Genomic DNA, 12,021 nt, shown 5'->3' on the forward strand with positions numbered 1-12,021 from the left:
CTGGTCGTTGCCCTTGCCGGTGCACCCGTGGGCCACGGAGGTGCCGCCGTGCAGCTTGGCGGCGGTGACGAGGTGCTTGACGATCAGCGGACGGGAGATGGCGGAGACCAGCGGGTACTGGCGCATGTAGAGGCCGTTGGCCTTGATCGTGGGGGCGCAGTACTCGTCGGCGAACTCGTCGCGGGCGTCCACGACGACCGACTCGACCGCGCCGCAGTCCAGAGCGCGCTGCCGGATCACCTCCATGTCCTCACCGCCCTGGCCCAGGTCGATGGCGACGGCGACGACCTCGGCGCCGGTCTCCTGGCCGATCCAGCTGATGGCGACGGAGGTGTCGAGGCCACCGGAGTAGGCGAGGACGACGCGATCGGTCATGGTGTTCTCCTTGGTTGTTGTTCTCTAGGTCTTTTCAGGGTATTCGGTCGTGTCAGAGCTGACGTCGAGCCAGGGCTGCGAGTCGGTTCGCGAGCTCCGCGCCGCGCACCGGTTCGCGGGCCATCACGAATATGGTGTCATCACCGGCGATCGTGCCCACCACGTCGTCTAGGTTCGCGCGGTCGAGGGCGCTGGCGAGGAAGTTCGCCGCGCCCGGGGGCGTCCGGAGGACCGTCATGTTCCCGCTGTGGTCGGCGGAGACGAGCAGCTCGCCGAGGAGCCGACCGAGCCGATCCGTGCCGCCCGGGATTCCGGGCACATGACTCCCGTCCTCCGGGATCACGTAGCGGCCGGCTCCCCCGTCGGCGGCGCGGAGCTTGACCGCGCCGAGCTCGTCGAGATCCCGACTCAGGGTGGCGATGGCCACCCCGATGCCCTCGCCGGCGAGCGCCTCGGCGAGCTCGGTCTGGCTGCTCACCGGGCGCGCGCGCAGGATCTCGGCGATGCGTGCGTGACGCGCCGTGCGGCTCACCGCGCCGACGGAGGTCACGATCGCTCCAGCAACCAGACGAGCAAGGCCTTCTGGGCGTGCAACCGGTTCTCCGCCTCGTCGAACACCCGGCTCCGGGGTCCGTCGATCACCTCGCCGGTGATCTCCTTCCCACGGTAGGCCGGCAGGCAGTGGAGGACGATCACGTCGTCGGACGCCTTGTCGACCGCCGCCTGACCCAGCTGATAATCCGCCAGGTCCCGCAGGCGGTCGGCAGCCGAGTCCTCCATGCCCATGGACACCCACGTGTCCGTGATGAGGACGTCCGCGTCGACGACAGCGGTGTCCACGTCGGTGGTGATGGTGACCGAGCCACCGGTCCGACCGGCGATCTCCTCCGCGTCGGCGACGACCTGCCCGGTCGGCTGGTAGCCCTCCGGCGCGGCGATGGTGACGTGCATGCCCGCGGTGGCGAAGCCCAGCAGGTACGAGTGGCCCATGTTGTTCGCGCCGTCTCCGAGGTAGACCGCCCGCAGGCCCGCGGTGCGGCCGAAGTTCTCGCGGATGGTCAGCAGGTCGGCGAGGATCTGGCACGGGTGGAAGTCGTCGGTGAGCGCGTTGACGACCGGGACCGACGAGTGCGCGGCGAGCTCGGCGAGGCCGGCCTGTGAGTAGGTGCGCCACACGATCGCCTCGACATAGCGGGACATCACCATCGCGGTGTCGGCGAGCGTCTCCCCCTTGCCCATCTGCGTGGATCCGGAGTCGACCACGATCGCGTTGCCGCCCATCTGGGCGATGCCGGCGTCGAAGGAGAACCTCGTCCGGGTGGAGGTCTTGTCGAAGATCACCGCCACCGACCTGGGCCCCTCGAGCGGGCGGGCCGAGAACGGCGCGGCCTTGAGCGTGAGCCCCAGGTCGAGGACCTCGGCCTGCTCCGCGGGGCTGAGGTCGTCGTCGCGGAGAAAGTGCCGGACCGGCGACGCGGTGGGGGTTCTCGGGGCCGGAGTGGTCATGACGCGGTCTCCTTCTCGGACGCGGTGTCGAGGATCGAGGGCAGGGCGGAGACGAACCGCGCGGCCTGCTCCTCGGTGAGCACGAGCGGCGGGGCGAGGCGGACCACGTCCGGGCCCGTGGCCCCGACGAGGTAGCCGGCGGCCCGCGCGGCCTCCTCGACCTGCTTCGCCCGGGGTGCGGTGAGGACCACACCGAGCAGCAGCCCGCGGCCACGGACGTGGTCGACGAGCGGGTGGTCGAGGCATTCGATCTCGGCGGCGATGATCTTGCCGAGCCGGTCCACGTGCGCGATCAGGTCCTCGGACTCGATGGTGTCCAGGACCGCGAGCGCGGCGGCGCAGGCGACGGGGTTGCCGCCGAAGGTCGTACCGTGCTGCCCGGCGGTGAGCAGGTCCCCCGCCGCGCCGATCCCGAGACACGCGCCGATCGGCAGTCCGCCGCCGAGTCCCTTGGCCAGGGTGATCACGTCGGGCACGACACCCGCCCCGCGGGTGGCGTACATGGCGCCGGTCCGTCCGATGCCGGTCTGGACCTCGTCGACGATCATGAGGATCCCGTGTTCGGTGCACAGTGAACGCACGTCGGCGAGGAACCCCTCCGGCGGTTCGACGACGCCGCCCTCGCCCTGCAGCGGCTCGAGGATGACGGCGGCGGTGTCGGCCGGGGCCTGCGCGACGAGCGCCCGGAGCGCGGCGATGTCGCCGTACGGGAAGTACTCCACCCCGGCGGGCATCGGCTCGAACGGTTCACGCTTGGCGGGCTGGCCGGTCATCGCCAACGCCCCCATGGTCCGGCCGTGGAAGCCGTTCTCCGCGGCCAGGATCCGGGAACGCCCGGTACGACGGGCGATCTTGAACGCGGCCTCGTTGGCCTCCGCCCCGGAATTGCAGAAGAACGCCCGGACGGGCTGGTCCACCGCGAGCAGAGCCTCGAGCCGCTCCGCGAGGGCGACCACCGTCGGGTGGACGTAGAGGTTCGAGACGTGCCCAAGCGTGGCGATCTGGCGGCTGACCGCCTCGACCACGACGGGGTGTGCATGGCCGAGCGAGTTGACGGCGATCCCGGCGAGCAGGTCGACATACTCCTTACCGCTCGCGTCGGTGACGACCACGCCCTCACCGGAGACCAGCTCCAGCGGCGGGGTGCCGTAGTTGCGCATCAGCGCCGAGTCCCACCGGGAGGTGAGGCTGCCGGTGTCCTGCGGGCTCACGCGCCTTCTCCTATCGCCGCACGGGTCTCGTGGTCACCGCTCGTGACCATGGTTCCGATGCCGCCCTCCGTGAGGATCTCGAGCAGCACCGAGTGTTCGACGCGTCCGTCGATGACGTGCGCGGCATGGACCCCGCCTCGCACGGCGGCGAGGCACGCCTCCATCTTGGGGACCATCCCGCTCTCCAGCCTGGGCAACAGCGTCTCGAGCGGCGTGGTGCCGAGGTGCGTGACGAGAGACGACCGGTCGGGCCAGTTCGTGTAGAGACCCTCTACATCCGTCAGGACGACGAGCTTCTCCGCGCCGAGCGACGCAGCGAGCGCGCCCGCTGCCGAGTCGGCGTTGATGTTGTGGACGACCCCGTCGGCGTCGGGGGCGATGGTGGAGACGACCGGGATGCGGCCGGCCTCGATGAGGTCGAGGACCGCCCCGGGGTCGACGGCGGCCACATCGCCCACGAGCCCGATGTCGGTGGGCTCCCCGTCGACCATCGCCGTGCGGCGGACCGCGGTGAACAGGCCGGCGTCCTCCCCGGAGATGCCCACCGCGTACGGACCGTGGGCATTGATCAGCCCCACGAGCTCGCGCCCGACCTGGCCGAACAGGACCATCCGGACGATGTCCATCACCTCGGGGGTCGTGACCCGGAAGCCGCCGCGGAATTCGCCCTCCAGCCCGAGCCGACCGAGCATCGACGTGATCTGCGGGCCACCGCCGTGGACGACGACCGGCTTGATGCCGCAGGTGCGCAGGAACACCATGTCGGCCGCGAACGCCGCCTTGAGCTCCTCGTCGACCATCGCGTTGCCGCCGTATTTGACCACTACGATCTTGTCGTGGAATTTCTGCAACCACGGCAGCGCCTCGGCAAGGACGTGCGCGCGGACGAACGGCGTCAACTGCTTCGATCCGTCGTTCATCTCTTTGGTCATCTCATGCCTCCCGAGTCGGGGTGGAAGTGATCTGCGGAATGCTCAGGCGCAGCCGGACATCCGCCCCGCCGCGGTGACGGAACCGGAACTCTGCGCCGTCCGTGGTCCCGGTCGGTTGCGGCCACACGCTCACCGCCGTGCCCGGGCCGTCCGTGCCGGCCGCGGTGTCCGGCCGGAAGACGAGGACCTCGATGGGACCGGCGTCCGCGGCGGAGTGCTCGCTCACGAACCCGGCGACCGCCTCCGCCGCCTCGTGTGCGGTCTCGAAGTCGTGGCGGACGTCCTCGAATCCGGGCCCGTCGAGCAGGACGACCGCTCGCGTGGACGGCAGCTCGGCGCAGCGGGTGCTCCACTGCAGCTCAGCCGCATCGGCATCCGCACCGACGCCCGCACCGGCGTCCGCACCGACGCCGGCGCCGCCCACCTCGAGCACGGCCGTGGTCCCCGGCGGCGCGGTCCAGAAGACCATGTCGTACTCGAGGGCCTCGAGCCACGAATCCAGGCCGTGGAGGTGTCCGCCGGAGGCCGCGCCGGGAAGCACACCCCCGGCCGGGGTGCGGTCCATGGCGGACCGTGCGGTCACGGGGCCAGCCCGACCGTGCTCAGGCCCGCGGTCTCGTCGAGTCCGAGCGCCAGGTTCATGGACTGGATCGCGCCGCCGGCGGTGCCCTTGGCGAGGTTGTCGATCGCGGCGGTGAACACCGCGCGGCCGGCCCGTTGGTCCACCTCGATCCCGAGCTGGACGGCGTTGGACCCGAGGACCGAGGCAGTCATCGGCTGGACCCCCGCGGGCAGGACGTGGACGAACGGCTCGTCGCCGAACGCCGCCCCGTACACCCGACGCAGTTCCTCCGCGGTCGCGGTGGTGGGGGCGACCGCGGTGGTGAGGATGCCCCGGGCCATGGGCGCCAGCACGGGCGTGAAGCTCACCGACACCACCGCGTCGGTCACGGCGCGGAGGTTCTGCGCGATCTCGGGGGTGTGCCGGTGGGTCGTCACGCCGTACGCCTTGGCCGAGCCCATCACCTCGGAGGCGAGCATCGGCACCTTCGCGGACTTGCCGGCCCCCGAGGCGCCGGTGACCGAGACGATCGTGATGTCCGACGCGTCGATCAGTCCGGCCGCGACCGCTGGGAACAACGCGATACTCGCCCCGGTGGGAAAGCATCCGGGCACCGCGATCCGACGTGTCGACCGCAGCGCCTCGCGGGCGCCGGGGAGTTCGGGCAGGCCGTACGGCCAGGTCCCGGCGTGTGGCGAGCCGTAGTAGGCCTCCCAGTCGGCGGCGTCCTGCAGTCGGAAATCCGCCCCGAGGTCCACCACGAGGACGTCCGGCCCCAGCTGCTCCGCGATCACCGCGGAGTGGCCGTGCGGTAGCCCGAGTACCACCACGTCGTGTCCGGACAGCGTCTCCGCGCTGGTCTCGGCGAGGACGCGGTCCGCGAGCGGAAGAAGGTGCGGGTGATGCTCGGCGAGGGTCTGCCCGGAGTTCGACCCGGCGGCGAGGACCCCCAGCTCGAGCTCGCCCGACACATACGCCGGATGGCCGAGGAGGAGCCGGAGGAACTCCCCGCCCGCGTATCCGGATGCGCCTGCGACCGCCACTCTGATTGCCATACGCACGAGTATGCATCAAGTTGCAATCTTTTGCACGCAGGCGCTCCCGCCCGCTCAGGCCCCCAGTTGCCGCCGCCCCCCGTCGAAGCGACGCTGCCCCAGATCGACCGTTCCGCCGACCCGACGCCCCTCCTCGAGTCCCGAGGTCCCGACCCGCCGACGGGCGCCACGCACCGCGGTCGGGAAGCGACGCCTGAGCTCGGCGTCCGCCCGCTGGGCGTCCGAGCGCAGGACGAGATCCGCCCCCGTGGCATCGGCGCTCTCCGCCACCGCCCCCCGCTCGGCCGCGGCGAGCCTCCGCCCGACCTCGAACGCGAAACCCGTCATGAACGACTTGCGGTGGGTCACCGCGGAGACCCCGGGCCCCGGCCGCTGGCGGGCCGCGGCGGCGAGCATGACCCCGGTGAGCGCGCCGGCCAGCATCCCCACCCGCTCGACGTGCCGACGGACCCCCACGACGTGGACGATCGTCGTGCCGTCCCTGCGACCGGAGGTGACGGCCCGGCAGTGCATGGCGGCCGCCAGGGCCGCCACCAGTCCCACCTGGTCGGGCTGGTACTTCCCCGAGACCACGTGGTCGAGGACCGACACCTCGGCCGGCCGCGCGTCCGGGCCCGATCTGGCCAGCGCCTCGTCGACGCCGTACTTGGCGAGCAGCGCGTAGGCGCGCTCGAGGAGGACCTCCGCCTCCGGCGTGCCGGCGACGCTCTCGGCCTTGGCGAACAGCTTGCGGACCCGCTCCAGGGCCTTGGCGGCGGAGGGCTCGGTGGACGTGTCGGACAGGTGCGATGCGGTCATGGTCTACTCCTGGTTGTCTCGGCCTGATGGCGAGACGGATAATCGCACAGGTGTACGACAGGGACCGGGCTCAGCGGTGGAGGAACCAGTTGTGGTCGAGGGGACCGGACCCCTGCCCCACGCCGAGCGACAGTCCCCCCTGCAGGGCACCGTCCATCCAGGGTCGGACCCGCGCGTAGGCCGACCGCCAGTCGTCGGCGCCCACGCGCGCGGTGGCCATGGCCGAGGACAGCGAACACCCGGTGCCGTGGGTGTGCGGCGTGTCGACGCGGACGAACGGCAGACGACGCGTGGTCCGCCGCCGCCCCTCCGACTCCACCAGCACGTCCTCGGCGCTGCCGTCCAGGAGATCGCCGGTCGTCGCGAGCACCGCGCTTCCGGTCTGCTCGTGGACCAGTTCGGCCTGCCCGACGATCCCCTCTATGTCCTGGGCGGTGTCCAGTCCGCACAGCACGCCGAGCTCGGGGACGTTCGGCGTGACCAGGTCGACGATCGGGACGAGCTCGCGCAGCATGGACGCCGCCTCGTCGGTCGCGAGGCGACCGCCGGTGGTGGCCACCATGACCGGGTCCAGAACGATGTGGGGAGGACGACGACGACGAAGCCAGTCACCCACCGCCCGGACGAGGGTGGCCTCTCCGAGCATGCCGATCTTCACGGCATCGATCTGGACGTCGTCGGCCACGGCGTCGAGCTGCGCGATCACCGTGTCGACGGGTACCGCGTGGACGTCGTACACCCCGCGCGTGTTCTGCACGGTCACGGCGGTGACCACGCCCATGGCGTACCCGCCGAGCGCGGTGACGGCCTTGGTGTCGGCCAACAGGCCGGCGCCGCCGGACGGATCGGTGCCGGCGATGCACAGGACCCGGGGCACCCGCACCGGGTCAGCCACGAAGGCTCGCCCCGACGGCCTGCGCGGCCGCGTCCACCGCCGCGGTACGCCACTGGCTGGCCTCGTCCTCGGTCAGGGTGCGGTCGTCCGCGCGGAAGGTCAGCGCGTAGGCGAGCGACTTGCGCCCCTCACCGAGCTGGCTGCCGGTGTAGACGTCGAAGAGGCGGACACTCTCGAGGAGCTCGCCGCCGCCGGCGATCAGCGCGGCCTCGACGGCCGCGGCGGGCACGGTGTGGTCCACGACCACGGCGACGTCCTGGTTCACGGACGGGTACGAGGAGATCGCGGGGGCGGGCAGTACCTCGCGCGCGCCCATGGCGGTGAGATCGAGCTCGACCGCGCAGGTCCGCGCGGGCATCCCCAGACGCTCGCAGGCGGCGGGGTGCAACTCGCCGGCGTGGCCGACCACGGCGCCGTCGACCACGACCTCGACGCAGCGGCCGGGGTGCCACGGAGCGAAGGACGCGGCGCGCACCTCGGTCCCGACCCCGAGGGCGGCACCGACGACCTCGGCGGCGCGGACGGCGTCGAGCGCGTCGGCGTCGCGTCCCGCCGACGCGTGGCCGACGGGCTCGCGCTTGCCCGTGTAGAGGGCCGCCACGTGCACCGGCTGGTCCGGCAGCGAATCGCTGAGAACCCTCTGCTCCTCGGCGGTGGGCTCGCGGTCCACCGGCAGCATCTCGACGCCGGTGGTCGAGGGCGTCCGGAACGCCACCTGGGCGACCGAGTACAGAGCGAGGTCGCGGGTGCCCCGGGTCAGGTTACGACGGGCGATCTCCATCAGGGACGGCAACAGCGTGGTCGCGAGATGCGCCTTGTCGCTCTCCAGGGGATTGACCACGGACATCGTGCTGCGGCGCTCGTCGTCGTGGTCGACACCCATCGCGTCGAACACGGACGGATCGACGAACGGTGACGTGAGCACCTCGACGTGGCCGCTGGAGGCCAGGGCGCGCCCCACGGCGCGGCGGCCTCGCTGGGTGGCGGTGAGGCCACGGCCGGCGGGGGCGGTGGGCAGCACCGACGGGATGTCCTCCAGACCCTCCAGTCGCAGCACCTCCTCCACCAGGTCCGCGGGGACGTTCAGGTCGGGGCGCCACGTCGGCGGGGTGACCTCGAGCAGGACCGCGTCGTCGCCGGTCACCTCCGCGCCGATCTGCTCGAGGCGGCGGCGGACGGTGCCCGTCGGGTACTCCACCCCGGCGACCCGGGAGGGCCGGTCCTCGTCGAACGCGATGGTCGGCATGACGGGCGCGGAACCGACGTCGGTGAGCGACGCCTCGACGGTGCCGCCGGTGATCTCGGCCAGCAGCGTGGCGGCCCGGTCGAGCGCGGCGATCGAGGCCGCGGCGTCCACGCCACGCTCGTAGCGCTTGCCCGCCTCGCTCGGCAGCTTGTGGCGGCGGATCGTCCGGAAGACGGCCAGGGTGTCCCACACGGCGGCCTCGAGCAGCACGTCGGTCGTGGAATCGGAGACCTCGGTGCTGGCGCCGCCCATGACGCCGGCCAGCGAGATGGGGCCGGTCTCGTCGCAGATCACCACGTCCTCGGGGTCGAGAGTGCGCACCGCGTCGTCGAGGGTGGTGAGCTTCTCCCCCGCCCGGGCGCGACGCACCGTGAGACCGCCCTGCAGGCGCGCGGCGTCGAACGCGTGCATCGGGTGGCCCAGCTCGAGCATGACGTAGTTGGTCACGTCGACCGCCGGCGAGATGGGCCGGACGCCCGACAGCAGCAGGCGACGGGCCAGCCACCACGGGGTCGTGGCCGCCGGGTCCACGCCGGTGACCCGGCGCAGGGCGAAACGCCGGGCGCCGGCCTCGTCGGCCACCTCGAGTGGCCACGTCTCCTCCTCGGACGGCAGACCCAGCTCGGTGGCCGGGTCCGCGAAGTCCAGGTCGAAGGCGCACGCCAGCTCGCGGGCGAGCCCGCGCGCCGACAGGCAGTACCCGCGGTCCGGCGTGACGTTGAGCTCGATCACCGTGTCCTGCTCCGGCGCACCGGCGGCCAGGACCGGGCCGGCCGGGTCGCCCGGCTCGGCGGTGCCCGGTGCCAGCACGATGATGCCGCTGTGGTCGGTTCCGATCCCGAGCTCGGAGGCCGAGCAGATCATGCCCTCACTGGGCTTGCCGTAGGTCTTGCGCTTGCCGATCTCGAAGCCGCCGGGCAGGACGGTGCCGGGCAGCGCCACCACCACGAGGTCGCCCTCGGCGAAGTTGCGCGCGCCGCACACGATCTGCTGCAGCTCCTCGCCCCCGACCTCGACCAGGCAGAAGCGGACGGGCTTCTTGAAGCCCTCGAGCTCCTCGATGCTGCTGACCCGGCCGATGGTGAGCGGGCCGGTGATCTCGGGAAGCGTCTCGGGCTCCCCCTCCACCTCGAGGCCGACGCGCACGAACCCGGCGTCGAGTTCGGCCGGTGACACCGACCAGCCGTCGGTGGCGCGCTGCAGGATCTCGGTCAGCCAGGACTGCGCAATTCGCACTGTGGGGTCCTTCGTCGGTCTCGATGGTGGGATGAGCTCGTGGGGCGGTTGGCGCCGGCGCTTCAGTACCGGACGCCGAAGGGCAGCGAGAACCGCACGTCCCCCTCGACCATGTCCCGCATGTCCGAGAGTCCGTTGCGGAACTGCAGGGTGCGCTCGAGCCCCATGCCGAACGCGAATCCGGAGTACACCTCCGGGTCGATCCCGCAGGCGGTCAGCACGTTGGGGTGCACCATGCCGCAGCCGCCCCACTCCACCCAGCCGGCCCCGCCCTTCTTGCCCGGGAACCACACGTCGACCTCCGCGGAGGGCTCGGTGAACGGGAAGTAGTTGGGCCGCATCCGGGTGCGGGTCTCCGGGCCGAAGAGCGCACGCGCGAACGCGTCGAGCGCGCCGCGCAGGTGCGCCATCGTCAGGCCCTTGTCGATCGCCAACCCCTCGACCTGGTGGAACACCGGGGTGTGGGTGGCGTCGAGCTCGTCGGTGCGGAACGTGCGGCCGGGGCACGCGACGTAGATCGGCGGCTCGCGGTCGAGCATCGTGCGGATCTGGACCGGCGAGGTGTGGGTGCGCAGGACCTGCCGGCTGCCCTCGGGTGCGATGTGGAAGGTGTCCTGGAGCGTGCGCGCGGGATGGTCCGGGAGGAAGTTGAGCGCATCGAAGTTGTAGTGCTCGGCCTCGATCTCCGGCCCCTCGGTGATCTCCCAGCCCATGGCCACGAACACGTCCGCGACCTGCTCGGTGATGATCGTGATGGGGTGCTGGGCCCCGACCGGTCCGCGATCGGCCGGCACCGTGAGGTCGAGGGTCTCGGCGACCAGCACCGCGGCGTCGCGCTCGGCGTGCAGCACCTCGAGGCGCGCGTCGTAGGCCTTCTGCACGCGACCACGGGCCACGTTGACGGCCTTGCCCGCGGCGGCCTTCTCCTCCTTGGGCAGCGACCCCAGGGTGCGCCGCCCGAGCGCGATGGGGCTGCGGTCACCCAGGTGTGCCGTCTTGGCGGCGGCCAACGCGTCGAGGTCCGCGGCGGCGGCGAACGCGCTCTCCGCCTCCGTGGCGTAGCCCGCCAGGGACTCCTCGTCGATCCGGACCTCCGCCGCGCCTGTGTCTTCGCTCACCTGTACTGCATCCTCCCCGTCACGCGCTCGCCGCAACCGCCGCGGTATCCCGGATCAGCGTAGTCGATCCGGGTTCCGGTTCCCTGGCCCGCTCACGGGGCGCGGAGTCTCACCGCTCCTCCCGCACCGACCCGGCCTCCACCGCCAGCTCGCGGGTCGAGCGGAACGTCTCCCGCATCCGCCGGTCGTGGGTGACCAGCAGGACGGTCCCGGAGAACGCCTCCACCGCCTGCTCGAGCTGTTCGATCGCCGGCAGGTCCAGGTGGTTGGTGGGCTCGTCCAGCACGAGAAGGTTGACGCCCCGCTGCTGGAGCAGCGCCAGCGCGGCCCGCGTCCGCTCTCCCGGCGACAGGGACCCACAGGCCCTGGCGACGTGCTCCCCGCCCAACCCGAACTTGGCGAGCAGGGTCCGTGCCTCCGTGGGGTCGAGACCCGCGGGATCGGCGGCCACGCAGAACGTGTCCAGCAGCGGCTCCGGGCCGCCGAAGGCGGCGCGGGCCTGGTCGACCCGCCCCGGCTCGACGCCGGCGCCGGTGGTCGCCCGCCCGGCGTCCGGGGTCCGCTCCCCGGCCAGCAGTCCGAGCAGGGTGGACTTGCCGGATCCGTTGGCCCCGGAGATCAGCACGCGGTCCCCGGAGTCGATCTGCAGGGTCACCGGTCCCAGCACGAAGTCGCCGCGACGCACCACCGCGTCGGACAGCACCGCGACCACCGACCCCGACCGGGGGGCGGCCGCGATCTCCATCTGCAGCTCCCACTCCTTGCGGGGTTCCTCGACCGCATCCAGCCGCTCCATCGCCCGCTCGGACTGCGAGATCTTGGCGGCCTGCTTCTCCGACCGCTGCCCGGCGCGGTTGCGGATGTGCTTGTCCCGCTCGGCGTCCTTGCCACCGGACTTGCGCATGGTGTTGCGGACGCCCTTGTCCAGCCACGTCTTCTGCGTCTGGATGCGGTCCTTGAGCTGATCGACCCTGCCCGAGTACTCCTCGTAGGCCTCCCGGGCCCGCTGCCGCGCCAGCGCGCGCTCGGCGAGGTAGGACTCGTATCCGCCGTCGAACACCGTGATCTGGCGCTGCGCCGAGTCGAG

12 protein-coding genes are annotated in these 12,021 nt (G+C 72.1%); all 12 read right to left on the bottom strand.

The genetic code is table 11. The features are described from left to right. On the bottom strand, positions 1-375 hold a 375-nt coding region (locus tag B4M60_RS09880), incomplete at its 3' end, for an argininosuccinate synthase domain-containing protein (protein ID WP_291082991.1). A 52-nt stretch (positions 376-427) separates the two neighbouring features. Next, positions 428-925, bottom strand: coding sequence for an arginine repressor (locus B4M60_RS09885; protein WP_291082994.1), 498 nt, complete (start codon positions 923-925; stop codon positions 428-430). Further along, a complete protein-coding gene (gene argF, locus B4M60_RS09890; protein WP_291082997.1) occupies positions 922-1,881 on the bottom strand; it encodes an ornithine carbamoyltransferase in 960 nt (319 codons plus the stop codon). The genes B4M60_RS09885 and argF overlap by 4 nt, the downstream gene beginning before the upstream one ends. Further along, on the bottom strand, positions 1,878-3,092 hold the full coding sequence (locus B4M60_RS09895) for an acetylornithine transaminase (RefSeq protein WP_291083000.1): 1,215 nt from the start codon (positions 3,090-3,092) through the stop codon (positions 1,878-1,880). The genes argF and B4M60_RS09895 overlap by 4 nt, the downstream gene beginning before the upstream one ends. After that, positions 3,089-4,024 (bottom strand): acetylglutamate kinase, encoded by a 936-nt coding sequence (argB, locus tag B4M60_RS09900; protein ID WP_291083003.1) that lies wholly within the window; start codon positions 4,022-4,024, stop codon positions 3,089-3,091. The genes B4M60_RS09895 and argB overlap by 4 nt, the downstream gene beginning before the upstream one ends. A 1-nt stretch (position 4,025) precedes the next feature. Beyond that, complete coding sequence (locus B4M60_RS09905; protein WP_291083006.1) at positions 4,026-4,607, bottom strand: hypothetical protein; 582 nt, start codon at positions 4,605-4,607, stop codon at positions 4,026-4,028. Beyond that, on the bottom strand, positions 4,604-5,641 hold the full coding sequence (argC, locus tag B4M60_RS09910) for an N-acetyl-gamma-glutamyl-phosphate reductase (RefSeq protein ID WP_291083009.1): 1,038 nt from the start codon (positions 5,639-5,641) through the stop codon (positions 4,604-4,606). Before argC ends, B4M60_RS09905 begins: the two co-directional genes overlap by 4 nt. A 54-nt stretch (positions 5,642-5,695) precedes the next feature. Next, positions 5,696-6,439: a DUF2786 domain-containing protein gene (locus tag B4M60_RS09915; RefSeq protein WP_291083012.1), complete on the bottom strand. Its 744-nt coding sequence runs from the start codon at positions 6,437-6,439 to the stop codon at positions 5,696-5,698. Positions 6,440-6,509: 70 nt separating this feature from the next. Next, positions 6,510-7,334 carry a bifunctional hydroxymethylpyrimidine kinase/phosphomethylpyrimidine kinase gene (gene thiD / locus B4M60_RS09920; protein WP_291083015.1) on the bottom strand — a complete coding sequence of 275 codons (825 nt, stop codon included), beginning with the start codon at positions 7,332-7,334 and terminating at the stop codon, positions 6,510-6,512. Next, positions 7,327-9,816 carry a phenylalanine--tRNA ligase subunit beta gene (pheT, locus tag B4M60_RS09925; RefSeq protein ID WP_291083017.1) on the bottom strand — a complete coding sequence of 830 codons (2,490 nt, stop codon included), beginning with the start codon at positions 9,814-9,816 and terminating at the stop codon, positions 7,327-7,329. The genes thiD and pheT overlap by 8 nt, the downstream gene beginning before the upstream one ends. A 62-nt stretch (positions 9,817-9,878) precedes the next feature. Then, a complete protein-coding gene (gene pheS / locus B4M60_RS09930; protein ID WP_291083020.1) occupies positions 9,879-10,934 on the bottom strand; it encodes a phenylalanine--tRNA ligase subunit alpha in 1,056 nt (351 codons plus the stop codon). A gap of 109 nt (positions 10,935-11,043) precedes the next feature. Then, the coding region (locus tag B4M60_RS09935; protein ID WP_291083023.1) for an ATP-binding cassette domain-containing protein at positions 11,044-12,021 on the bottom strand (978 nt) is incomplete at its 5' end.

Source organism: Dietzia sp. UBA5065, assembly GCA_002415925.1.
In the GTDB taxonomy this organism is placed as follows: domain Bacteria; phylum Actinomycetota; class Actinomycetes; order Mycobacteriales; family Mycobacteriaceae; genus Dietzia.